General features: G+C 57.0%; 24 protein-coding genes and 1 tRNA gene. 12 read left to right on the top strand and 13 right to left on the bottom strand.

What is annotated here, in order from left to right:
* Positions 1 to 116 precede the first annotated feature (116 nt).
* Together Pan181_RS27000 and Pan181_RS26995 are read right to left on the bottom strand one after the other, a co-directional pair.
* Positions 117 to 485, bottom strand: coding sequence for a DUF5615 family PIN-like protein (locus tag Pan181_RS27000; RefSeq protein ID WP_197529089.1), 369 nt, complete (start codon positions 483 to 485; stop codon positions 117 to 119).
* A complete protein-coding gene (locus Pan181_RS26995) occupies positions 482 to 712 on the bottom strand; it encodes a DUF433 domain-containing protein (protein ID WP_145246565.1) in 231 nt (76 codons plus the stop codon). Before Pan181_RS26995 ends, Pan181_RS27000 begins: the two co-directional genes overlap by 4 nt.
* Positions 713 to 894: 182 nt before the next feature.
* Between Pan181_RS26995 and Pan181_RS09330 the strand changes: the two genes are divergently transcribed.
* Positions 895 to 1,584 (top strand): hypothetical protein, encoded by a 690-nt coding sequence (locus Pan181_RS09330; RefSeq protein WP_145246564.1) that lies wholly within the window; start codon positions 895 to 897, stop codon positions 1,582 to 1,584.
* A gap of 123 nt (positions 1,585 to 1,707) precedes the next feature.
* Here the strand turns inward: Pan181_RS09330 and Pan181_RS26990 are convergent, their stop codons facing one another.
* Together Pan181_RS26990 and mnmG are read right to left on the bottom strand one after the other, a co-directional pair.
* On the bottom strand, positions 1,708 to 1,890 hold the full coding sequence (locus Pan181_RS26990) for a DUF433 domain-containing protein (RefSeq protein WP_145246563.1): 183 nt from the start codon (positions 1,888 to 1,890) through the stop codon (positions 1,708 to 1,710).
* 31 nt (positions 1,891 to 1,921) lie between these two features.
* Positions 1,922 to 3,757 (bottom strand): tRNA uridine-5-carboxymethylaminomethyl(34) synthesis enzyme MnmG, encoded by a 1,836-nt coding sequence (gene mnmG / locus Pan181_RS09320; protein WP_145246562.1) that lies wholly within the window; start codon positions 3,755 to 3,757, stop codon positions 1,922 to 1,924.
* Positions 3,758 to 3,860: 103 nt separating this feature from the next.
* Between mnmG and Pan181_RS09315 the strand changes: the two genes are divergently transcribed.
* On the top strand, positions 3,861 to 4,427 hold the full coding sequence (locus Pan181_RS09315; RefSeq protein WP_145246561.1) for a DNA-3-methyladenine glycosylase I: 567 nt from the start codon (positions 3,861 to 3,863) through the stop codon (positions 4,425 to 4,427).
* Positions 4,428 to 4,454: 27 nt separating this feature from the next.
* Here the strand turns inward: Pan181_RS09315 and Pan181_RS09310 are convergent, their stop codons facing one another.
* Positions 4,455 to 4,997: an RNA polymerase sigma factor gene (locus tag Pan181_RS09310; RefSeq protein WP_231943795.1), complete on the bottom strand. Its 543-nt coding sequence runs from the start codon at positions 4,995 to 4,997 to the stop codon at positions 4,455 to 4,457.
* Positions 4,998 to 5,451: 454 nt separating this feature from the next.
* On the opposite strand from Pan181_RS09310, the gene Pan181_RS09305 reads away from it, so the two are divergent.
* Complete coding sequence (locus Pan181_RS09305) at positions 5,452 to 5,730, top strand: ferredoxin family protein (protein ID WP_145246559.1); 279 nt, start codon at positions 5,452 to 5,454, stop codon at positions 5,728 to 5,730.
* Between the two features lie 115 nt (positions 5,731 to 5,845).
* On the opposite strand, the gene Pan181_RS09300 is transcribed toward Pan181_RS09305, so the two are convergent.
* Positions 5,846 to 6,469: an HNH endonuclease gene (locus Pan181_RS09300; protein WP_145246558.1), complete on the bottom strand. Its 624-nt coding sequence runs from the start codon at positions 6,467 to 6,469 to the stop codon at positions 5,846 to 5,848.
* A 635-nt stretch (positions 6,470 to 7,104) separates the two neighbouring features.
* Between Pan181_RS09300 and Pan181_RS09295 the strand changes: the two genes are divergently transcribed.
* Genes Pan181_RS09295 through Pan181_RS09285 form a run of 3 tightly spaced genes read left to right on the top strand, consistent with a single transcriptional unit; the run spans position 7,105 to position 9,085 of the window.
* The gene (locus tag Pan181_RS09295) at positions 7,105 to 7,401 is read left to right on the top strand and encodes a hypothetical protein (protein ID WP_145246557.1); all 297 of its coding nucleotides are present in this window, start codon (positions 7,105 to 7,107) and stop codon (positions 7,399 to 7,401) included.
* Between the two features lie 54 nt (positions 7,402 to 7,455).
* Positions 7,456 to 8,001 (top strand): thermonuclease family protein, encoded by a 546-nt coding sequence (locus tag Pan181_RS09290; protein ID WP_145246556.1) that lies wholly within the window; start codon positions 7,456 to 7,458, stop codon positions 7,999 to 8,001.
* 37 nt (positions 8,002 to 8,038) lie between these two features.
* On the top strand, positions 8,039 to 9,085 hold the full coding sequence (locus Pan181_RS09285) for a type II secretion system F family protein (RefSeq protein ID WP_197529087.1): 1,047 nt from the start codon (positions 8,039 to 8,041) through the stop codon (positions 9,083 to 9,085).
* Positions 9,086 to 9,107: 22 nt separating this feature from the next.
* On the opposite strand, the gene Pan181_RS09280 is transcribed toward Pan181_RS09285, so the two are convergent.
* Positions 9,108 to 9,713: a nitroreductase family protein gene (locus tag Pan181_RS09280; RefSeq protein WP_145246554.1), complete on the bottom strand. Its 606-nt coding sequence runs from the start codon at positions 9,711 to 9,713 to the stop codon at positions 9,108 to 9,110.
* Positions 9,714 to 9,828: 115 nt separating this feature from the next.
* Here Pan181_RS09280 and Pan181_RS09275 point away from each other — a divergent pair, with 115 nt between their 5' ends.
* Positions 9,829 to 10,485 (top strand): dioxygenase family protein, encoded by a 657-nt coding sequence (locus tag Pan181_RS09275; RefSeq protein WP_197529086.1) that lies wholly within the window; start codon positions 9,829 to 9,831, stop codon positions 10,483 to 10,485.
* A gap of 24 nt (positions 10,486 to 10,509) precedes the next feature.
* On the opposite strand, the gene Pan181_RS09270 is transcribed toward Pan181_RS09275, so the two are convergent.
* Together Pan181_RS09270 and Pan181_RS26005 are read right to left on the bottom strand one after the other, a co-directional pair.
* Positions 10,510 to 11,961 (bottom strand): magnesium chelatase, encoded by a 1,452-nt coding sequence (locus Pan181_RS09270; RefSeq protein ID WP_145246552.1) that lies wholly within the window; start codon positions 11,959 to 11,961, stop codon positions 10,510 to 10,512.
* Positions 11,962 to 12,054: 93 nt separating this feature from the next.
* The gene (locus Pan181_RS26005) at positions 12,055 to 12,213 is read right to left on the bottom strand and encodes a hypothetical protein (protein ID WP_197529085.1); all 159 of its coding nucleotides are present in this window, start codon (positions 12,211 to 12,213) and stop codon (positions 12,055 to 12,057) included.
* A 559-nt stretch (positions 12,214 to 12,772) separates the two neighbouring features.
* Here Pan181_RS26005 and Pan181_RS09265 point away from each other — a divergent pair.
* Positions 12,773 to 12,844 (top strand) — tRNA-Cys (locus Pan181_RS09265).
* A 107-nt stretch (positions 12,845 to 12,951) separates the two neighbouring features.
* On the opposite strand, the gene Pan181_RS09260 is transcribed toward Pan181_RS09265, so the two are convergent.
* Complete coding sequence (locus Pan181_RS09260) at positions 12,952 to 13,719, bottom strand: glucosamine-6-phosphate deaminase (RefSeq protein ID WP_145246551.1); 768 nt, start codon at positions 13,717 to 13,719, stop codon at positions 12,952 to 12,954.
* 153 nt (positions 13,720 to 13,872) lie between these two features.
* Between Pan181_RS09260 and Pan181_RS09255 the strand changes: the two genes are divergently transcribed.
* The 4 genes from Pan181_RS09255 to Pan181_RS09240 all read left to right on the top strand — a co-directional run bounded on the left by Pan181_RS09255 (position 13,873) and on the right by Pan181_RS09240 (position 18,689).
* Complete coding sequence (locus tag Pan181_RS09255; RefSeq protein ID WP_197529084.1) at positions 13,873 to 14,931, top strand: Gfo/Idh/MocA family protein; 1,059 nt, start codon at positions 13,873 to 13,875, stop codon at positions 14,929 to 14,931.
* A 48-nt stretch (positions 14,932 to 14,979) separates the two neighbouring features.
* Positions 14,980 to 16,266 carry a Gfo/Idh/MocA family protein gene (locus tag Pan181_RS09250; protein WP_145246550.1) on the top strand — a complete coding sequence of 429 codons (1,287 nt, stop codon included), beginning with the start codon at positions 14,980 to 14,982 and terminating at the stop codon, positions 16,264 to 16,266.
* 98 nt (positions 16,267 to 16,364) lie between these two features.
* Positions 16,365 to 17,651 (top strand): Nramp family divalent metal transporter, encoded by a 1,287-nt coding sequence (locus tag Pan181_RS09245; RefSeq protein ID WP_197529083.1) that lies wholly within the window; start codon positions 16,365 to 16,367, stop codon positions 17,649 to 17,651.
* A 78-nt stretch (positions 17,652 to 17,729) separates the two neighbouring features.
* Positions 17,730 to 18,689, top strand: a complete 960-nt coding sequence (locus tag Pan181_RS09240) for an N-acetylglucosamine-6-phosphate deacetylase (protein WP_145246548.1) — start codon at positions 17,730 to 17,732, stop codon at positions 18,687 to 18,689.
* Between the two features lie 27 nt (positions 18,690 to 18,716).
* On the opposite strand, the gene Pan181_RS09235 is transcribed toward Pan181_RS09240, so the two are convergent.
* The 3 genes from Pan181_RS09235 to Pan181_RS09225 form a co-directional block, all read right to left on the bottom strand.
* Positions 18,717 to 19,427 (bottom strand): GntR family transcriptional regulator, encoded by a 711-nt coding sequence (locus tag Pan181_RS09235; protein ID WP_145246547.1) that lies wholly within the window; start codon positions 19,425 to 19,427, stop codon positions 18,717 to 18,719.
* 132 nt (positions 19,428 to 19,559) lie between these two features.
* A complete protein-coding gene (locus tag Pan181_RS09230; protein ID WP_145246546.1) occupies positions 19,560 to 20,492 on the bottom strand; it encodes an aldo/keto reductase in 933 nt (310 codons plus the stop codon).
* Between the two features lie 146 nt (positions 20,493 to 20,638).
* Complete coding sequence (locus Pan181_RS09225; RefSeq protein ID WP_145246545.1) at positions 20,639 to 21,235, bottom strand: hypothetical protein; 597 nt, start codon at positions 21,233 to 21,235, stop codon at positions 20,639 to 20,641.
* Positions 21,236 to 21,354 lie beyond the last annotated feature (119 nt).

Here is a 21,354-nt window from a genome sequence, read left to right as displayed (position 1 = left end):
GTGGAATGATCAAGCTAAAGATGTAGCTAGCGGGATGGCTTTAGTGCTTGTCTAGTCAATCGCGACAGAGAGACAGAGTGCTCAGTGATTGGAGGGCTGAGGAAAATGCTAGTTGCTTAAAGTGGGAGGATTCGAACTCGAAGCCGGTTTTGATCGACAACAATTAGTGCGCCCTCTGTGAGATCGCTTTCGTATTGTTTGAGGACGGTTACGATCGTTGACTCTAAATCCACTGGCATGATCTTCTGCGTTCGTACTTGGATAACACTCGGCCCAGTTGCTCTTGTTAAGGCCAAGGCCGTTCCAAAATCAAGGTCGTGTGTGAAGACAACGCAGTTATTAGCCGAAGCCCATGTCATGATATCGATATCAGGAGCCTTGGGACTCCCAATATCAGACCAGTGGATGCTATCCCAGCCATGGTTCTTTAACACTTCCACCCATGCAGGCGACAGGTTCATATCGATGACAAGGCGAACGCTCATGCTGTGGGCAGTGGTTGCTCGCGCTCTTCAACACGCCACGCTGCGTAAGCCAAACACTGGTCGATATCTTCTGCTTCCAGGTAGGGGTAAGCGGCAAGGATCTCCTCTCGCGTGCTACCCGTGGCGAGTAGTCCCAAGATCGTCCCAACGGTGACGCGTAACCCGCGGATACATGGCTTGCCGCCCATTACTGCAGGGTCGAAAGTGATTCTGTCGGTGGATGGCATTTAGAAATAAGTTCAGAAGAATATGATGGAATGGTACCTTTATTCTAGCATCCACAAATCGGTAAAACAACAAAAGACTTTGCGACGAGCATACCAGCAGCTAGCGGTAGCAGGGAGAATCATTCTGCCGGAGGCCTGTCACGAAAGTTGACGAGTGGTGTGTTGCTGCTTATGTTGTCACGATGGTAATCACAGCGAGCGGCGGTACCGACGGTGCGAACATCGTTCTCTTCTGGCCCAATAATCTGCCGGACGACGCAGATGCGCAATTGCGTGACGACCCCATTGCCTTGGTCGAGCAGCTACGCAGTGAAGGTCGTATGATCTGGTTTTACTGTGAAGGAGATGGCGACTATTCCGCGACGTTCTTTATCGGGACATCAATTCCTATCGACCTTTTCCGTTTCTGTGCAGAAGACGAGCAATACTCGGAGCTAACTGTCAATGGCGATGGGTACTTCGGCGGCATGGAGTACATGTTTAAGCAGGATCACACTGCCTATGAACGAAACCCACATATGCTTGAGAAAGTTGATATTCCCGAAGGTAAATATCGTGCCATCGTCTATTCCACCACAGTTGCCGATTCTTTCCGCCGCGAGTGGTTGCTACGCAGAGTTGGCCGCAAGGCACTAAGATTGTCAAACCTGTTGCAGTGGTTGGTTGTACTCTCGGCATTTTCAGTTTTGCTATTGATTGTGACTTTGTTTGTGATTCATCAACTAATATGGATTGCATTTGCTGCAGCCGTGGTGTTCACTGCAGCGGCTATGCTGATTTCAACTACAAAGGGTATCAAAGCAACAAGAGACTCGATGGTTGAATGTGAGAGAGAGTTTCCTTCTTATGTCGTGCATCTTGACTTGTTGTAGTTGTCTAACTGACTATGAAAAACTCTATTGGAGGATTCAGTCGGGCAGTTAATGCGTTTGCAGACCCGAAAACTTTGCCATCATTTAGTGTGAGCGATAGTGAATTGGCATTATGAAAGCGAGTCAGAGTCCTGCGTAAGCTAAACACTGGTCGATATCTTCTGCTTCCAAGTAGGGGTAAGCGGCAAGGATCTCCCCTCGCGTGTTACCTGTGGCGAGTAGTCCCAAGATCGCGCTGACGGTGACGCGTAACCCGCGGATACATGGTATCACTACGGTGAAGCTTACTGGGGCGATGGATGCCATTAGGGTAGCCTGACGAGACCGAGTTGAACTGTTAGTCCTTCTTCAGCGGCCCCGTCTTACCTTCCATGTGGGCCATCAGCAGTGCGATATCGGCCGGGGTGATGCCGCTGATGCGGCTGGCTTGGGCCAGGTCGACCGGGCGGACTTTCGTGAGTTGTTGCCGGGCTTCCATGCGGAGTTGTCCCAGGCGGTGGTAGTCGAAGCTATCGGGGATGCGTTTAGCGGCCAGTCGTTGGTGTCGCTCGACTTCGGTTTGTTGTCTTGCGATGTAGCCTTCGTACTTGATGTCCCACAAGGTTTGCTCGGCCGCTTCGCTGTCGATCGTTGCGAGCGCTGGGGCCACTGCGACGACGTCGTCCCAAGTGACTTCCGGGCGACGCAGGTACTTGGCCAGCGGGCCCCCTTCGTGGGAAGTGGTCGTGAGTATCTGCTTCGCCTGGTCGATGTCGGCCAGCTTGGCGTTCAAACGCTCGAGACGTTGATCGTCGGCCAGGCCGAGTTCGTGCGCGAGGGGAGTGAGTCGTCGGTCGGCGTTGTCTTGCCGCAGCAACAAACGGTACTCGGCCCGACTGGTAAACATGCGATACGGTTCGTCGACACCACAAGTCACCAGATCGTCGATCAATACGCCCATATAGGCTTGATCGCGAGTGAGAATCAGCGGCTCGCGTCCCGACTGTCGCAGCGCGGCGTTCGCCCCGGCCAGCAAGCCTTGCGCGCCGGCCTCTTCGTACCCGGTGGTGCCATTAATCTGACCGGCCAGATACAGCCCGCAACACGCTTTGGTTTCGAGCCAAGGGGTTAACTGATCGGGCGGTGCGTAGTCGTATTCCACCGCGTAGCCGTAACGCATGATCTCCGCCCGCTCGAGTCCGGGAATCAATTTGAACATCTGATCCTGCACGTCGCGGGGCAGGCTGGTCGACACACCGTTGACGTAGACTTCGAGCGTGTTGCGCCCTTCCGGTTCCAGAAAAAGCTGGTGCTGTTCTTTTTCGGCAAATCGAACGATTTTATCTTCGATACTTGGACAGTACCGCGGACCGCTGGTGTTGATCTGCCCGCTGTACATCGGCGCCCGGTTGAGGTTGGCCGTGATTAGCGCGTGGACTTCGGGATTGGTGTAAGTGATGTAGCAAGGCATCTGCTCGAGATCGAGCGAGCGGTTGAGGAACGAGAACGGCTGCGGGCGGTCGTCGCCAGGCTGCAGTTCGGTGCGATCGTAGTCGATGGTCCGCCCGTTGAGTCGCGGGGGAGTGCCGGTTTTGAATCGCTCGAGCCGAATGCCGAGCGAAGCGAGGGCGCCGCTCAGGCCGGCGGTGGTGCCCTCCCCTGCCCTACCCCCTTCGGTTTGGGATTCGCCGGTGTGCATCAAGGCCTGCAGGAAGGTGCCGGTGGTGAGGACCACCGCGGGGGTACGATAGACCGCGCCGCCGCGAACGGTCACTCCGCGAATCTCGGAAGTTTGCGGGTCGATCTCCAAGCCTTCGACCACTTCCTGACGGAGCGACAGGTTGGGCTGCGACTCAACGATGCGCTTGATCTCGGCCTGGTAGGCTTTCTTATCGGCCTGGGCGCGAGGGCTGTGCATCGCCGGACCTTTGCGGCGATTCAGCAAGCGAAACTGGATGCCAGTGGCATCAATCGCCTGGCCCATCGCCCCGCCGAGGGCGTCGATTTCGCGGACGATCTGCCCTTTGCCGACCCCGCCGATGGCCGGGTTGCAGCTCATTTGTCCCACGGTGTCGCAGTTGGTAGTGAGCAGCGCCGTGCGGGCTCCCAACCTGGCCGCTGCTAGGGCCGCTTCGGTGCCTGCGTGGCCGGCTCCGACGACGACCACATCGTATTCGTAGATAGAAGTTGGCATGCGAACCACTAGCTTGGGGGGCAAAGGGAGACTTCTCAGTTGGTTCTTACAAAGATACCCTCGAAGGTTGTTTTGTTGTATTCCCCGAGGATGGAAACCGACTATGAAACGATGCGATTGGGCGCTGGCGAGCCAGGCAGAGACGCTGTACCACGACGAAGAGTGGGGAGTTCCTTCGTACGACGACCGTCACCTGTTCGAAATGCTGACGCTCGAAGGGGCCCAGGCGGGGCTCAGCTGGAGTACGATTCTTTCCAAACGCGAGGGCTACCGCCGAGCGTTCAGCGAGTTCGATCCGGCAAAGGTGGCTCGCTACACGGCAAAGCGAGTGGAGAAGCTCGTGGGAGATGCCACGATCGTTCGGCATCGGGGCAAGATCGAGTCGACCATCAACAACGCCCAGGCGGTGCTCAAGGTGCAGCAGGAGCTGGGATCGCTGTCCGATTACCTGTGGCAATTCGTGGAGCACGAGCCGGTGCAGAATCGTTGGCGTCGGTTGTCCGACGTGCCGGCTGAAACCGAGATCTCGAAGGCGATGAGCCGCGATCTAAAGAAACGGGGCTTCCGATTCGTTGGCCCCACGACTTGCTACGCCTTTATGCAGGCGGTCGGCATGGTGAACGATCACCTCGTTGGCTGTTTTCGCCACAAGCAGGTGCAAGACGATTAGTACGTTGCGGTACGAATGACGGAAGCGCTAGTTGCTTGGGTCGGCAGCAGCCCGCTGACGCAGCTTGGTACGAGCTCGGGTGAGCATCGGGCCAATGCTGTTTTCGGGCACGCCGGCGGCCTGGCTGATTTCGCCATAGCTCTTGCCTTCCATGTGATACATCCGCACCACGTCGGCTTCGGTACCGGCCAGCGATTGCAGCATTTGAGCTACTTCTTCGCGATCCTCAATACGCGACTCCACTGAAACAGCGGCCGAAGGGATTTCACCATCGGCGAGCGGGGCCACGTGCGAGGGGGCGGCTACCAGTGTGCGGACCACAATGCGTCGGGCGACCACCGTCAGGTAGGTGGCCAGAGAGCTGTTGCCTCGGAAATGTCGCAGCACGGCCAAGTCGTTGTCGACGAGCGTAAGGAACACTTCAGAGACGAGATCTTCGCGATCACTTTGGCTGAGTCGCATCGAGCGATTCGCAGCGGTGTGGTTTACCACGTGCACCACCAAACCCATGAAGCGATCGACGAAATCCTCCCAGGCATGCGGCTTGTGAGCCAAACAGCGTTCAATCAAGTTTCGATCAATATCGGAGAGCGCCACGGAAGGTCACTCCAGTTTGGGTGAAGTTGTCGGAATGGCACGGTGTTGGTGCAGTACGCCTGCCAATTTCTCAGTTCCTGCCGCAGTCGCTAAGCTTCAAGGCGACTACATGCCGATGCACACGATGAGTGCCGATTCCCTCAGCCCCTATATTCGATTCTAGGTAGGAGGATGGGCCAAGGCAAGGCGAATGTGCGGCAAGCGGCAGAACCCGCAAAACTGGGCGATTTTGCCAGACCTTCCGCTTGACATCTCGCGAGCGACAGTACTAGTATTCGAGAAAAGCCAAGGCAACGCTCAAGTTACTTAAGTGATTGCCATGTAAGAGGTTTTGAGGCCTGTTGTGCCTGGAAATTCCGGTTTTCGGGCATCCTAATCTTGCGGTTCGTCCATGCGGGCCGCCCCACTAGAGGAGAATGGAAGAACCATGACGCACGTTGTTTGCGAACCGTGCTTTAACTGCAAGTACACCGATTGCGTAGTTGTGTGCCCGGTGGAGTGCTTCTATGAAGCCGAGCAGATTCTCTACATTCATCCCGACGAGTGCATCGACTGCGAAGCCTGCGTGCCCGAGTGCCCCGTCGAGGCGATTTTCCACGAAGATAACGTGCCGGACGAGTGGAAGGATTACATCCAGCTCAACGCCGACATGGCTCCGCAGTGCGAAGTAATTACCGAAAAGAAGGAGCCCCTGGCCGATAGCTAGGATGCTGTCTTCGGCAGATAAAGCCAAAGTAACGAAAAGGCCCGCGACGAGTTACGACTCGTCGCGGGCCTTTTTTTATTGGATGTGGTACTCCGAAAACGGGCTATCGCACGGATTACTTAAGGTCGACCGACCAGTAAGCCGCGTCGAGGAAGGTCTTCCAGCTGGCGTACTTGGGATTGCCAAGTTTGATGGCCAGCAGCGGGCTCCGCCGGGGGCGGACCGGGCGGCGGTAGAGCTTCATGCCGGCCTGCTGCGGCGTGCGACCTCCCTTACGGACGTTGCACTTCACGCAGGCGCACACCACATTTTCCCAGGTGGTTTCTCCCCCGCGGCAGCTCGGCACCACGTGGTCGATGCTTAGCTCGCTGGTAGGAAAGTGTTGTCCACAGTACTGGCAGCGGTTTCCATCGCGGGCAAACAAGTTGCGACGGTTGAGCCGTACGCGTTGTTTGGGAACGCGGTCGAAGTTCAGCAGACGCAGCACCCGAGGTACCTGGACTTCGAAGTTCACGCTTTGAATCCAGTCTTGATGCGGCTCTTTGAATTCCGCTTTCAGTTCGCTGATCTCGCGCCACGAATCGAAGTCGTAGTTGCCGTACTGGCCATCTTCGATATGGATGACTTCTGCCAGGTTGCGAATCAACAAAGCGAAAGCACGGCGCACATCGATCACGTGAACCGCCATGTACTGACGGTTCAATACCAAAACACTCGAACTCAGGGCTGTATCAGACATGGGGCAATTACGGGTGTCGTAAATCCTTGGGGATTACTTGGACCGCTGGCCCGATCCGTTCGGGCCATCCAGTGGAACACCACTGCGGAAGCAGCAGTGCAAAGTGGCTGTCGTAACCACGGTAAAGCTAGAAGCAAGAAACGGCCAAACCAGTGCAGGGCGGCGTACTGCCACCCTGGCCAGTGGGAGGGATTAGTCTCGGAGGCCGCAGTCAACATGTTCTCGCCAATCGATTCGTAGAGAACGAAACGTGCAGCGAATCGAACTGTCTAGCAGGCGATTCGCCTATGCCGATGTCGCCTTAATTTTAGACGAACCGTGATAGCGAAACCACCCAAATCTGACCAATTGTTTCCGACTTCATCGAATCTTCAGACAATTCGTCGTCGATCAAGGTTCGCCAAACGGTGAGCGGATTGCCAACTTAAGCAACTTGTTCAAGTTGCGACTGCTGGCGGATTGCCGTCGCAAGGAGAGTGCCCTACTGCTTGCTGCGGAAAGATGACTTTTTTGTGACCTTGTAACGTTTGCCTTGCTTCCCGGAGCGGTTTGTCATTACCATGAATCGTGTGCAGGTGGTTCAGGGATGTTCTACGGGCATGTCTCTTCAAAACTGGAACCAAGGAGCGACAAGTATGATTCACTTCACTTGCGATTGCTGCAAGCGGATCATCGATCTGGAACACGAGGTGCGTTACATCGTGCGCATGGAAGTGTTCGCTGCGGTCGATGGCGTGGAATCGGCCATGGATGACGACCGCGATTACCTTCAAGAAATTGAAGATATCTTGAATCGCGACGGTTCTGAAGAACTCGACGAAGAGGTGTATCAACAAGCTCGCTTTGATCTTTGTAGCGAATGTCGCGAGCGATTCATTCGCAATCCACTCGGTCGCCCTGCCCCGGTTGAATTGGGCTTTAGTGACAACTAACGCGAGGCCCATGGCCTCGACTCGTATCGACCCCACGCAAGTGTAAGCCATCCGATGTCTCGCCCAGTATCACGCGGTTTGTTGCGCGGTTACTGGCCGATGCTGGTGATCGCGCTGCTTGTAGTGCTGCGCCTGGTCTACCAAGCTCAGCAGCCGTCACCTGCCGAGGTGCTCGGCGAGGGAGAGTACACCGTGGAGCGGGTGGTGGATGGCGATACGCTGCTGCTCGCAAACGGAACCCGAGTGCGTTTGCAGGGTATAGATACTCCAGAGACCGTAAAGCCCAATACACCTGTCGAGCGTTGGGGGCCTGAGGCTTCGGAATTCACCAAGCAGTTCGTCCGTGAGGCCGACCAGCGGGTGCAGCTCACTTTTGGTAATGAGCGGCTCGACCGCTATGGCCGGCAATTGGCGTTCGTCTGGAACGGCGACCGCCTACTAAACGAGGAGCTGGTGCGCGCGGGGCTCGCCCGGGCTCGGCTTGGCTACCGGTATAGCGGTACAATGAAGCGACGACTGTCCGATGCCGAGCAAGCGGCCCGCTCCCAGCAAGTGGGGCTGTGGTCGAGTGAAATACCTGCCGGGCAGTTCGCCGAATAACTGTAAGCACATCCGATTCTTGTTGGCCATCGATTCCATGCTGTTCTCCCCTCACATCTCCGGCAAGCGTCTCTCCGAACTTTGTCATCACATGGCAGTCGGATTGTCGGCGGGGGTTGATATTCGCAAGGTCTGGCAACGCGAAACGGAAACCGCGTCGCGACGCGTCCGCCATGACTACGAACGGGTCCTCCGCCGGATCAAAGCGGGCGACTCCTTTGCCGAGGCGATCCGCCAGACCGGTGGGTTGTTTCCTTCGCTCTTTATCGAAATGGTCGACGTCGGCGAGCGAACTGGGCAGATCGCCGAAGTGCTTGATAAACTTTCGCACCATTACAAGCAGCGGCACGAACTCACACGAGGTTTTCTCGTCATGCTGTTCTGGCCGTTGCTGCAGTTGGGTGCCGGCGTAATGATCATAGGGCTCCTCATTTGGATCTTAGGAGCCATAGGTGCTAAGAAGATGAGCGGCGAACCGATGGACGTGCTCGGTCTCGGGCTGACCGGGTTCTGGGGCATGATCACTTTTTTCAGCATCGTTGCCCTGTTTGCAGTCGGAGTGTTGGTGCTGGTGCAAGCGACCCGGCGGGGAGTCTTCTGGGGGCCGCCGTTGCAGCGATTTGTCACGCGCTTGCCCGGCATCGGTAAAGCAATTCAAACCTTGGGCTTGGCTCGTATTTCGTGGACCCTACACCTGCTATTGAACGTAGAGATGGACATGCGAAAGCTTGTGCCGTTGGTGTTGCGATCGACCGGCAACGACTTTTACATTTGCCATACCGATCAAATGGTTGCCGACGTTGCCGCCGGCAACCCGTTGTACCTGGCATTCGCCAATTCGCTGGCCTTTCCTCCTTCTTTCCTCGACGCCTTGGCGGTCGCCGAAGAAAGCGGTCAGATTTCGCGATCCATGGAGCGACTCGCTTCGCAGTACGAAGCCGAAGCCGAATCGGCGATGAAAATCATTGCCGTGATCTCCGGCGTGGCCATCTGGATCTGCATTGGTGCATTGCTAGTCTACATGATCTTCCGACTGTTCTTTGTGCTCTACCTGGGACCGATCCAGGAGATGCTGAACGCCTGATACATCGGTCGCAGCCAGAGAGTTAGAACGTGTCGATCACTATCACTTCGCTCTTGTCGAGCTGACCTCCTCGTGGGCGGGCCGGTTGGGCGGCTTTGCCAATGACTAGCATCATGGCAATCTTGTGATCGGCTGGTAGCTTAATCACTTCCGCGACCTGCTCGGCATCGAAGCCGATCATCGGATTCGAGTCGTATCCCATCGACTTGGCTGCGAGCATCAAGGTTTGCGCGGCGATACCACAGCTTCGCAGCACTTCGTCCTGCTGCACCTGCTCTCCTCCTGTCTCGTAGAAGTTGCGAAGCATCGCTACCAGATTCTGTTGAATCTCAGCAGGAGAGTTCACCCAGTAACGTTCTGGCGACTTGTCCCAGGCTTTCACGTCGCCGCACAACACGAAGGTAAGCTGGGCCTCTTCCACCTGGGCTTGATCCCAGGCGGCTGCACGTAGCTTCTTTTTGAACTCAGGATCACGCACCAACACAATCCGCCAGTTCTGAATGTTGAACGAGGTAGGCGATAGCAGTGCCAGATCGAGCAGTCGCTGAACGTGTTCATCCGGCATTTCATACGAAGTGTCGTAGTGCTTTACACTGCGGCGTTCTTCAATCGCGGTCAGAGTATCCATCAGGGCAATTCCTTAACTCAGAGAACTCACAAGAAAACTTTGCAATACGTTCGGGGTTCCATTAGAATCCCGGAGCAATTGATCGTGGGGTATCACCGTACTGGAGCAAATAGTTATGGTTCGTTCGAATCTGGTGAATCGTCGTCGTTTCCTGGAGCGTTCGGCGTTCATGGCTGCCGCTTTTGCGACCCCCGGACTTTTGGCCGAAGAACTTTCGAAAACGCCGGCCCTTACCGAGGGGCCGTTTTACCCGGATAAACTTCCGCTCGACACCGACAACGACCTGCTCATTCTGAACGACCAGCTAACCCCGGCCGTTGGCGAGATCACCCACCTCACCGGGCGTGTGCTCGATACTTCCGGCAACCCGGTTCGCAATGCGGTGGTCGAGATCTGGCAAGTCGATGGCAATGGCATTTATCTCCACAGTCAGAGCGGCGGCACTGGTACCCGCGATACCAATTTTCAAGGCTTTGGTCGGTTTCTCACCAATCGCAAGGGAGAGTATTACTTCCGCACGGTGAAACCGGTCGCTTACCCTGGCCGAACTCCTCACATCCACATGGCGGTCAACCAAAACGGCCACCGCAAACTAACGACTCAGCTGTTTGTCGAAGGCGAAACTCAAAACGAACGCGATGGCATCTATCGCAGCCTGAAAGATCGCCAGAAACTTGTAACGAGTGCCTTTAAGCCGATTGCCGATTCCAAGACCGGCGAACTCGAAGCAAGCCTCGACCTGGTGCTGGGTGTCACTCCCAACGAAAACTAATCGCAGAAGACGCCTGGCGATTGGTTAGGTTTCGTACACGATGCGACCGTGCGATTGGCTGCGGCTGATCCGGTCGGTCGCGTACAAACCAGCTAACACAAACTCCACGCAGCTCGCCCGCACCGCATCATTGTCGGCGGCGTTCACTTCGAACGCTTTATCCCAAATTGCCGGTACGCGCTGAACGAGCTCCGCATAGTGGCTTGAAGAAAGCATATCGCCGACTTCGATACGGATTCCTTCGGCGAATATCTGAGCGATCTCGGCCAAGCCATGCTCTTCGACGTACTCGTTGAACACCGAAGCAATTGCTTCGGCAATCACCGAGTCGAGCACTTGCCGCTCGCTCATCTGATGCGTGCCCATCAAGTCAAGTTCCAGCTTGCCGAGCGAACTGGCGTACAAATGACCCAGATCGCTAATCCTTGGCACCGCGGGCGATTCGCCGAGCACCGCCGCTCGATGACGGGCGCTGGCCAGCATCGTGCGATAATTGGCGATCGAAAGTCGTGCGCTCACGCCAGAGTCGTGGTCGATGAACTTTGAGTTGCGCGCCGCGCGACTGATCTCTTCGATCAGCTCTTTCATGAAGTACGGAACCACCACCAGCGGTTGGGCGGATCCCTCAGTGGAATCCTCCGAAGCGGTCGTGGGCGATAGCTCGGCTACCTCTTGCTCCATGATCTCGATGCCGAGATCTCGCTCCAGCGGATAGTGAGTGTGGATCACCGAGCCGATTCGGTCCTTCAGCTGCGGAATCACTTTGCCGCTGCGGTTATACGTGGCTGGGTTCGCCGAGAATAGGATCATCACGTCGATGTCGAATTTCACGGGGTAACCGCGAATCTGCACGTCGCGCTCTTCGAGAATGTTGAACAGTCCCACCTGAACCAGCTCGTCGAGCTCGGGAAGTTCGTTCATGGCGAAGATGCCACGGTGCATGCGTGGGATGAGCCCGAAGTGCAAGGCTTCTTCGGAGCTCATGCTGACCCCGCCAACCAGCTTCGAGGGGTCGATCTCGCCGATGATGTCGGCAAACTTCGTGCCTGGCGCTAATCGCTCGGCGTATCGCTCTTCGCGGGGCCACCAGGCGATCGGAACCTGCTCCGGAGCCATGGTCGCAACCATCTCTTGCCCGCGACGAGTGATCGGTCGCAGCGGGTCGTCGTGCAGCGGAATCTGCGGGGCGTCGAGGTACGGAATGTGGTCGTCCAGAAACGTGGCAATCAACCGCATTAGCCGACTCTTGGCCTGACCCTTCTCGCCGAGGAACAGCAAGTCGTGTTGGGCGAGCAAAGCGATATTGATCTCGGGCAACACGGTGTGGTCGTAACCAACGATGCCCGGGTACAGTTCCTCACCGGTTGCCAGGCGGGTGGCAAAGTTGTCGCAGATTTCCTGTTTAACGGTCTTCGAACGCCAGCCGAAATCGTGGAGTTCGGCCAGCGTGGTAGGCAGTTGAGGCGTATTCGGCATCAGGGGCTTTCAGCGGTAGGCAAGCAATGGAATGGCTTCAGGCCGAATTATAGCGCTTTGCTTACCCTCGCCAAGAATACCGCCGAACTGGCATTAAGCCGAGCGGCGTACCGTAGCCACCGCCGGTTCGACTTGCCGTAAACGAAGCAAGCGATCCGCCGTGATCTGCATCGCTCGCACGATGATCGAATCGACTTCGTGCGGAGTGTAGTCGGACAGCGGGCCGAGTAGTTGCAGGGTTTGCTCGGTCACTACCCTCCGAGCTCGGGCTCGGAGATATCCACCCGCTTCGCTCGTCGAACAGCTATTCCAGCGTTGGTTTAAGCGGGTTTGCGTCCGATCGACGGACGCTTGAGCAACTTTGCGAGCAATTCGCTCCAGCTCTACTTCGGAGGGCTGGGCGAACCAGCGGAGGATGTTGGGGGTCATGATCCATAACCTGGTAACCGGGGGGGAGTGGCGATCCATCGGATGCTGTTGCCATCATCGTGCGGCGATACCCCTTGGCTTGATCTGCATGCTACCAGGCGTCGCATCTTCCCAATCCCGACGCGTCGAACAGGCTAATCCCCATGTCAGAGCTGGAGAAAAAAGCAGGCAGTAACGAGGCTCGACGACTGCCGGAAACGTGGTTAAGTTGTTGCGTGTCAACAACTTCGGCTATTTGCCATAGGCACCGAGGGCTTGACTTGCCTTGGAGGATTACGTAATTTTTATCAAAGACGCGGGCCACGTAGGTCGATAACCTACACTATCGCCGGGCGATTGAACTTATCCGATCAATCGGCATAATTGACCCTTCGTCAACGATGGCGTCGTAGCCAAGTGGCTAAGGCATCGGATTGCAAATCCGACATCCCCGGTTCGAATCCGGGCGACGCCTCTCCAGAGAACCCTGCGAAACAGCTTGTTTTGCGGGGTTTTTTGCTGCGCTGGGGGAGCTTATGGCAGATTCCGGGTTTTAGGACTGCTGCTACATATAAATGTCGGCTAGTCGCGTTCGGTCGCTGCGGACGGGGAGCGGTTGAGCAACGCCGCCGAGGCATCGTCCAAAAACACTTGCGTGTGCGGGTGTTGCTGCAAGATCGAAGCCGGGACGTCGGGGGTTACTCGGCCCTCGATGGCGTTGCGCACCGCGATGGCCTTCTGCTGGTGCGGCACCGTGCACACGATACGCTGGCTGGCCATGATCTGCCGAACGCTCATGGTGATCGCCCGTTGGGGAACCGACTCGAAGTCGGCAAACCATCCTTCGCCCAGTTGTTGTCGGCGACATGCCTCGTCGAGTTCGACGCTCAGAAATGGTGTTTCAGTTTCGAAGTCGGCCGGTGGATCGTTAAACGCCAGATGCCCGTTCTCGCCGATGCCGACAAAAGCGATGTCTACCGGCTTCGCGGCGATCAGTTCGCCCACACGCCGGCACTCCGCCAGGCAGTCGCCCTCGGCGTTGAGAAAGTGAAACGCACGCAATGGTCGCGGCAATTGCTCGACGAATCTGGTCTGTAGGTAGTTTCGGAACGAAGCGGGATGATCGGCCGAAATCCCTTCGTACTCGTCTAAATGGAATGCGGTGACCTTGCTCCAGTCGATGTCGGTAGCGGCCGTTAATTCGGCGAGCATACCGAGCTGCGAGGCACCGGTGGCCAGAATGATGACCGCTTCGCCGCGGCGGTCGATGGTTTCGCGAAGGTAACTCGCCCCCGTTTCGGCGGCCGCACGAGCCATTTGCTCAGGGGTGGAGAAGATCTGAATGTCCATGTTCCTGGCCTCGGTCGAGATGAGTGGCTCGGCAAGCGGTTTTGGCGGATTGTGCGAACAGTGGTTGACTCAAGTGCATGCATCCATGATAGTGAATTCACTTTGCAGGAAGCAACCACCAAATTTCATTCCTGAGAATCCGTGAGGCCAGCGATGATGTTCGGCAAGTCTTTCGAAGGTTGGGGAGCCTGGCACTGCTGGGCTATTGCCATGGTCGTGGTGCAGATGGTAAGCCGATCGGCCCTCGCAGAGGAACCTCCAGTGATTCGCACCGGAATCGTTGGGTGCGACACCTCGCATGTGATTGCATTTACCAAAGCACTCAACGCCGAAGATGCCGGCGATACCTATCTTGGAGTGCGCGTCACCCATGCGTTTCCCGGGGGGAGTCCCGATATACCTGATAGTCGGGATCGAGTGGGCAAGTTTACCGACGAACTGAAAGGACTTGGCGTGGTGGTGGTCGATTCCATCGAATCGCTGGCGCCGCACTGCGATGCGTACTTGCTGGAGAGCGTGGATGGTCGGGTGCACTTAGAACAGTTTCGAAAGATTGCTCATGGCAAGCCGGTGTTTATCGACAAGCCCGCGGCCGGGTCGCTGGCCGAGTTGCTGCAGATCTTCGAGATTGCTGAGCGAACTGACACGCCTGTGTTCACTTGCTCGTCGCTTCGGTTTTGTGAGCAGGTGCAATCGCTTGTTAGTGATCCTGCGATTGGAGAACTGACGAGCGCAACCGCTTCGAGCCCCTATAAGATTGAACCGCATCACCCCGATTTGTTCTGGTACGGCATCCATGGCATGGAGGCGCTCCATACCTTGATGGGCCAAGGCTGTCAGCGGGTAAGCCGTGTTGAAACCGAGACAATGGGAGTGGTGGTTGGTGAGTGGTCTGATGGCCGCATCGGCATCTTTCGAGGTTACAAGTCGGGCCCGAGCTATTCCGATGCGTACACGTTCGAAGTCGTTGGCGCCAAAGGCGTGGGACACACGCATGGCTTCGGCGGTTACGAACCTTTCTTGCTGGAAGTGGCCAAGTTCTTCCGTTCCGGCGAGCCACCTGTGTCGCCAGAAGAGTCGTTGGAGCTGTTTGCTGCCATGGAGGCGGCAGACGTGAGTAAAGCCCGCGAGGGTCGCGCTGTCGAACTGGAAGAGGTAATGCAGCAAGCACGCCATCAGGTTGCCAAGTTGGAGACAACCGAAGACGAGTAGGTCGAGCGAGATTCATTCCGTTTGTTTTGGATCGAGGAGGAATACAAGATGCGCGATATCGATCGACGCCGTTTCCTGGCTGGTACCGCTGGAGCGGTTGCCTTGTCGGCCTTGCCAACGTCACACCTGGCGGCAGCTAACCAATCGGCCAACAAGGTGGTGCTTGCCATCATGGGCTTGCGCAATCGTGGTGTGCAGCTGGCCGAGCGATTCAATCAGATCGAGAATGTCGAAATCGCCTACGTGTGCGATTGCGACGAGCGGCAAATAGCTAAAGGTATCGACGTGGCTTCGGCAGGCGGAACCCGCCCTCGCCCGCAAGGGGTAAGCGATTCTCGCCAAGCCCTCGACGATCCCGCGGTCGATGCCCTGGTAGTAGCGGTACCGAATCACTGGCACGCCGCTGCGACGATCGCCGGTTGTCAGGCTGGAAAGCATGTGTACGTGGAGAAGCCCTGTAGCCAAACCGCTGAAGAAGGCGAGCTGATGATGGCCGCGGCCGAGCGGCATGATCGTGTGGTGCAAGTCGGCATGCAACGCCGCAGCGGTGCGCTCTATCGGCGGCTAGTCGAGCGGGTGCGCGAGGGGGCCATCGGCGAGGTGCTGTATGCCAAGTCGTATTACTACCGCAACCGCCCAACGATCGGCCACGCCAAACCCGAGCCGCCGCCCGCCTGGCTCGACTTCGATGTGTGGCAAGGTCCCGCGACCGAGCGTGAGTACCAGTCGAACATCCTGCACTACAACTGGCATAACTTTTGGCACTGGGGCAACGGCGAAATCGGCAACAACGGCGTTCACTCCATCGACATCTGTCGTTGGGCGATGGACATGGACTTTCCCACCCAAGTCGATGTGCAAGCCATGAAGCTCCGCTACGACGACGATGCCGAAACGCCCGACACCATGACCGCTCACTTTCGCGAAGGGAACAAACTGATGGTGTGGGAGGGGGTGAGCTGGTCCGATCCCTACCGAACTGGCGAAGGTTTTGGCATCGAGCTACGCGGCACCGAGGGGACTCTGGTCGCCAACGACAGCGGCTACACTATTTACGATATCAGCCGCGCAGCGACCGAGCACGAAACCGGTAGTCGAGGAGACGTGGAGCACTGTCAGGACTTTGTCGACCGGATCCGCAATGGTGGCACCCCTCAGGCGACTCTGCAGGAAGGACATCGGAGCGCCATGTTCTGCCATCTGGCGAACATCGCCCATCGCAGCGGCGAGTCGCTGAACGTCGATGCTAGAACCGGACACCTCGTAAAACCAAGTGAGCAAGCGGCTCAATTGTGGAGCCGCGACTATCGATCGAAGTGGATGCCAAGCGTATGATGCGCACCGGCAGATGTGAATATATTAACATCACTGCCTGCAACACCCTGGCGTTACCACATCGCGACTAACCAACAGCACTTGGTATGATTAGCTTCTTGCGAAACCTCTTCCGCTCACTTGGGCCGGCGATCATCGTGGCCTCGATCGTGTTGGGGCCGGGCAGCATTCTTACCAGCTCGAAGGTGGGATGCCAGTATGGTTACGAGCTGCTGTGGGTGCTGGCGGCAGCCGTTGTGTTGATGATGGGCATGACCGCCCTGGCGGCCCATATCGGGGTGATCAACGAACGCACCATTTGTGACGAGGCGGCTGCGCGGTGGGGACGCCCCGTCGCGATTGCGATTGGGCTGGTGGTGTTCTTGATCGTCGCCTGCTTTCAGACGGTCAACAATGTCGCGGTGGTTGCCGCTTTAGAAGGCCTTTGGCAAGATCCGTCGAAGTCGTCATCGCCCACCATGAGTGGGCAACTTGCCAAGGTCTCAGCTGTCGTCGTGCTTAATGGGGTGGTGATCAGCGCCATGTACGGTCTGCGGAAGCTCTATCGTCCGCTGGAGAAGCTGATGATGGTGTTGGTGTTCTCGATGCTTATCGCGTTTACCATCAACCTGCTCGCTGCTCGGCCATCGGTGGAGGGAATTGCGGGAGGGCTTGTGCCAAGCCTCCCCTCGCAAGCGGATACTAGTCAAAACCGCCACGAGAATCTGCTCGCCCTGCTTGGTTTGGTCGCGACCACGTTCTCGGTCGCGGGGGCCTTTTATCAGTCGTACTTGGTTAAAGAAAAGGGCTGGGACGCCGACGACACGCGAAAGGGGCTCCGCGATGCGGTCGTCGGAATTGGAGTGCTAGGCGTGGTATCGGCCCTGATCATGTCGACCAGCGCCGCGGCGTTGCACGGAGTCGTCGCTCCCGAAAGCCTGAAGAACACCAGCGACATCGCCCGGCAACTGGAGCCGCTTTTTGGTTCCGCTGCGGGGCTGCTATTTTCCATCGGGGTGTTTGCCGCTGCGTTCAGTTCATTTCTCGGCAACGCCTTGATTGGTGGAACCGTGCTCTCCGATGGGCTTGGCTGGGGGGCGTCGATCGAACAGCCTTGGCCGAAGCGACTAACAACCATAGCTCTCGGCATCGGAATGGCGATCGCAATCGGCTCGGTGTTACTCGATGCAAATCCGGTGCGGGTCATCGTGTTCGCCCAGGCGTTGACGGTCGTCGGTGCCCCAGCGTTGGCTTTCTTGCTGATTTATCTCGGTATGCAGGCGAAGGCTGCCAGCGGAGCAAGACTATCGTGGGGCGTGATGACAATCCCTTGGCTCGGGGGCATCGTCACGCTGTTGCTCGCTGGAAGAACCGTCTATCAGCTCTGGCTTCAAGCCAACACCTAGCCGCGACGGCATCGCCACTTTTGCCCGCGCTGCTGGATAAGCAATACGCGAAGTGATTTGATATTCGGAGGACTCAGGATGGCGATCGACCAAACCACCAGCAATCAAGACACCATCGATAACGGTGCCATCGACTTGCAAGTGAATGGTTTTGCAGGAGTCGACTTCAATAGCGACTCGATCACCATCGACGATATTCATCAGGCGTTCGAATCGCTGCGGGCCTGTGGAGTAGCGAAGATCCTGGCGACGATCATCACCGATCGTTTCGAACGTATGAAAAGCCGGGCACGCTTGCTGGTGCAAGCGATGCATCGCAGCGAGGTAGTCGCCCAGGTGCTTGCTGGTGTTCACTTCGAGGGACCCTTCATCAGTCCGGTGCCTGGCTACGTGGGGGCGCATCCAGCCGAGTCGGTGCTTACTGCAACAGCCGACAAAGCGCTGCAACTTGTCGATTGCTGCGAAGGGCACTTGCGGCTGGTGACCTTGGCACCGGAGCAAGATGCCGCAGCTGCCGCCACGCAGGCGCTGGTCGACTCGGGGGTGGTAGTGTCCGCAGGGCATTGCAACCCGTCGGCCGATCAGCTCGACAGGGCCATCGATGCTGGGTTGAGCATGTTTACCCACCTCGGAAATGGCTGCCCGCTTGAGTTGTCTCGCCATGCAAATGTGATTCAGCTGGCGTTGAGCCGCGCCGAACAGTTGTATCTGTGCTTCATTGCCGATGGAGTGCATGTGCCTTTCTTCGCACTCAAAAACTACCTGCGAGCCGCCGGCGTAGAGCGATCGATCGTCGTGAGCGATGCCATTTCGGCCGCCGGATGTGGGCCGGGGCGCTACAGCCTGGCTGGTCAGCCGGTGGTGGTCGATGCGAATGGCGCTACTTGGTGTGAAGATCGCAGCCACCTAGTCGGCTCGGCCATGACCATGAGCCAAGCGTGCGCCAACTTACGCGACGCACTCGGTTACGACGAATCGACCATTCGGCAGCTGACTCGCGATAATGCTCTGGCAGCGGTGCCGGCGATTCTGTCGTAGCCTTGCTTGAGTTGCCAGCGGTTACGACTAAATCACCTGGCTGGTGAAACGTCCTTCGGAAGCCGCAGTAAGATGCAAGCGGACGAGCTCTCTCGCCCGGGCGGCATCTCCCTCGACCATCGCTCGCAGGATCTCTATGTGTTGTTGGTATTCGGTTTCGAGCTCCGACCGACATCCCTCCGACAAATCGTAGGAGACTCGCTTGTACGACCAGCAGCGGCGGATCGAAACCCGCATCGGCAGGTTTCCGCAATACTCAGCGATGGCAAGGTGCAGTCCAAAGTCGAGGTACTGCGCTGCCTGACTCCAGTCGTACTTCGGCGTGGGCTGCGAGTCCTGAGCCAGCGCACGAAGGTCTTCGATCACCTCTGCTGGCAGCTGTCCGGCCGCACGGTACGCAGCTTCCGGCTCAAGGAGTTCGCGTAATTCGTGAATCTGCACCAGCCAATCGGCAGCTCCTTGGGCAACGATTGCCTGATGACTGTTTGGCTGCGTCAGAATGCCATCGACGGTAAGTTTCGCCAAGGCTCGGGTAACAGGGGTCCGGCTAACTCCCAGTTGCTGGGCGATCTGTGTGCTCTTGAGCTGCGACCCCACCGGCAATTCGCCGCGGATAATCTGTTTGAGCAGCGTGTCGCTCACCTTATCGGTGAGTGTTTGCGACGTCGAGTCGTCGCCATCCACAATGGCGCGAAGCGTGGGATATCGTTTCGGGTGAAACGGACTGACAGCTTCCAAATCGTTGCTCGCCTTGGTGAATGAGTTGAAGGAAATACGCTCGGCGACGCCCGTGGTGAGCACCAATGCCTGGATGATTCGTATTTTACGCCCGACTAGCAGACGAGTTCAATTGGCGAGTGCGTTCGCTCTCTACGCTTGTTTCATTGGATAGCGGGCCATCAGTTGCAGCACCTCGTCGATCTGTTGCGGGGCTTCGAAGCCAATGGTCATCGCGTCCATGAAGTCGTGCTGCTGGGCGTAGCGAATGCACTCTTCACGCTGATTGGTCAGTTGGCCTTCGCCAAAGATCTTCATGCCGATCACCGACTTTCCCGCTGCTTTCGCGCCGCGGAGCACCTCGATTATCTCCTCGGGAGTCGCATCCATCTTCACGCCCTTGGGGTTGATACGGGCGAGGATCACATCGACCCAGGGCTCGGCGGCCGCAGTCTTGAGGGCTCCAAAATCGTGGCACGAAACTCCCAACGCCTTGATGCGGCCCTTGGCCTTCTCTTCGTTCAGCTCGTCCATGTACCGGGCCATCTCTTCTGGCCAATTGGCTTTCTGCATGCAATGCAGCAGCACGATATCGAGGTAGTCGGTCGCCAGTTCGTGGCGGAATCGTTCGACCGTCGTTTTGGTAATCTGTTCGCGATGCTCGGCAAGTGTTTTGTTTTGCGGGCCATCGTACCGCCACCAGATCTTAGTAAGGATGCCGACTTCGTCACGAGGAATCGTACGCAAGGCTTCGCGGAAGTAGATGTGGGTACCGTACAAGTCGGCCAAGTCGTAAAAGCGAATCCCGCGCTCGTAGGCGTGGTGGAACAACGAGACAAGCTTCTCGAAACCCATGCGGGTTTGATTCGATTGCCGATTGCTGCCGAATACGCCGGTGCCTTGACCTAATCGCGAAAGCGTGACTCCCGTGTCGCCGAGGGTGACCTTGGGAGGGGGAGGAATCTCGCCGGGCGCAAGTTTGGCGGGCGGCGAGGGTTCTTCGCCCCGGCCGACCGAGTGAGCTGCCAGGCCGGCAGCGACGCCTGCAGAAGTTCCTAGAAAAGTTCGGCGATCAAACGAGGACATGTTGAGTTCCTTCAGTGTTTGGGGGCTTTCGCAAGTATACCGCCGAATCGAGGGGCGTTCCACAGTTTGTGAGTCGATTTCGGAACTCTCGTATGCTTCCAGGTGAAAGGCTACCAGCGCAAGCCGTGTGCTGGTTCTGCCGAAGGTTAGTTGTTCAACAACCGGACACTTAGGCCCGAGAAGCGTTGGCCTGAAACTGGTACATAGAGGTCGTCCTTGTACTTCTTCAGGTACAGCAGATACTCTGGATGAATGTCGTAAGTCTCAATCGGCGTCGAACTTCCGTACGAGGTGATTACTCCGTCGATTTCAGTACCAACGAGCAAAGGGAGTCGCAACGTGGGGCGGAGTCGAGCGATATCGGAGTTAGTCATCACGATGACATCGTCCTTCCATTCACTAGTCGCGACATGAAGGATCTGACCGCACGCACCTTTGAGAACCGAATGCACTTGCAGGCGATGGTCGTACTGGGTGGATGTGGCCGCTCCAAGTGCGTGCTCAATTTCTAGGTGCGGTGCCATCGCTGTGCTTGAGTCGACGCTGGCAATCACGATCAAGTCGGCCGCAGCTTCAAGCCTGGCATAACTCCATTCCGGAGTTGCGGTAAGCTTCACGAGCTCGAGTACGCTTCTGATCTCTTCCTTACGAAGGGCATCTTCGTCCGGAGTTTGTGGAGGTTGCCCTTCGAGCACCCCCATGCAGGTGCTAAAGATTACGGCTAGCAGCAGAAAGTGTTTCATGACATTGCCCCTTCGACGATCGGAACGTTTGAACGAAAGAAACGCAGGAAACGCCTGCAAATGTTGTTCTGGTGCACACTTAGATTTGATTGGCAGAATGACTCGATTCGGATTCGACC

Source organism: Aeoliella mucimassa (assembly GCF_007748035.1).
Classification (GTDB): domain Bacteria; phylum Planctomycetota; class Planctomycetia; order Pirellulales; family Lacipirellulaceae; genus Aeoliella; species Aeoliella mucimassa.
The sequence above is the reverse complement of the archived record's forward strand: the minus strand, read 5'-3'. Positions and strand labels throughout refer to the sequence as shown.

What these genes read in the sequence shown, in the direction of transcription:
- Pan181_RS27000 (WP_197529089.1), bottom strand. Translation starts at nt 485, where the DNA reads ATGAGCGTTCGCCTTGTCATCGATATGAACCTGTCGCCTGCATGGGTG.
- Pan181_RS26995 (WP_145246565.1), bottom strand. Translation starts at nt 712, where the DNA reads ATGCCATCCACCGACAGAATCACTTTCGACCCTGCAGTAATGGGCGGC.
- Pan181_RS09330 (WP_145246564.1), top strand. Translation starts at nt 895, where the DNA reads ATGGTAATCACAGCGAGCGGCGGTACCGACGGTGCGAACATCGTTCTC.
- Pan181_RS26990 (WP_145246563.1), bottom strand. Translation starts at nt 1,890, where the DNA reads ATGGCATCCATCGCCCCAGTAAGCTTCACCGTAGTGATACCATGTATC.
- mnmG (WP_145246562.1), bottom strand. Translation starts at nt 3,757, where the DNA reads ATGCCAACTTCTATCTACGAATACGATGTGGTCGTCGTCGGAGCCGGC.
- Pan181_RS09315 (WP_145246561.1), top strand. Translation starts at nt 3,861, where the DNA reads ATGAAACGATGCGATTGGGCGCTGGCGAGCCAGGCAGAGACGCTGTAC.
- Pan181_RS09305 (WP_145246559.1), top strand. Translation starts at nt 5,452, where the DNA reads ATGACGCACGTTGTTTGCGAACCGTGCTTTAACTGCAAGTACACCGAT.
- Pan181_RS09300 (WP_145246558.1), bottom strand. Translation starts at nt 6,469, where the DNA reads ATGTCTGATACAGCCCTGAGTTCGAGTGTTTTGGTATTGAACCGTCAG.
- Pan181_RS09295 (WP_145246557.1), top strand. Translation starts at nt 7,105, where the DNA reads ATGATTCACTTCACTTGCGATTGCTGCAAGCGGATCATCGATCTGGAA.
- Pan181_RS09290 (WP_145246556.1), top strand. Translation starts at nt 7,456, where the DNA reads ATGTCTCGCCCAGTATCACGCGGTTTGTTGCGCGGTTACTGGCCGATG.
- Pan181_RS09285 (WP_197529087.1), top strand. Translation starts at nt 8,039, where the DNA reads ATGCTGTTCTCCCCTCACATCTCCGGCAAGCGTCTCTCCGAACTTTGT.
- Pan181_RS09280 (WP_145246554.1), bottom strand. Translation starts at nt 9,713, where the DNA reads ATGGATACTCTGACCGCGATTGAAGAACGCCGCAGTGTAAAGCACTAC.
- Pan181_RS09275 (WP_197529086.1), top strand. Translation starts at nt 9,829, where the DNA reads ATGGTTCGTTCGAATCTGGTGAATCGTCGTCGTTTCCTGGAGCGTTCG.
- Pan181_RS09270 (WP_145246552.1), bottom strand. Translation starts at nt 11,961, where the DNA reads ATGCCGAATACGCCTCAACTGCCTACCACGCTGGCCGAACTCCACGAT.
- Pan181_RS09260 (WP_145246551.1), bottom strand. Translation starts at nt 13,719, where the DNA reads ATGGACATTCAGATCTTCTCCACCCCTGAGCAAATGGCTCGTGCGGCC.
- Pan181_RS09255 (WP_197529084.1), top strand. Translation starts at nt 13,873, where the DNA reads ATGATGTTCGGCAAGTCTTTCGAAGGTTGGGGAGCCTGGCACTGCTGG.
- Pan181_RS09250 (WP_145246550.1), top strand. Translation starts at nt 14,980, where the DNA reads ATGCGCGATATCGATCGACGCCGTTTCCTGGCTGGTACCGCTGGAGCG.
- Pan181_RS09240 (WP_145246548.1), top strand. Translation starts at nt 17,730, where the DNA reads ATGGCGATCGACCAAACCACCAGCAATCAAGACACCATCGATAACGGT.
- Pan181_RS09230 (WP_145246546.1), bottom strand. Translation starts at nt 20,492, where the DNA reads ATGTCCTCGTTTGATCGCCGAACTTTTCTAGGAACTTCTGCAGGCGTC.
- Pan181_RS09225 (WP_145246545.1), bottom strand. Translation starts at nt 21,235, where the DNA reads ATGAAACACTTTCTGCTGCTAGCCGTAATCTTTAGCACCTGCATGGGG.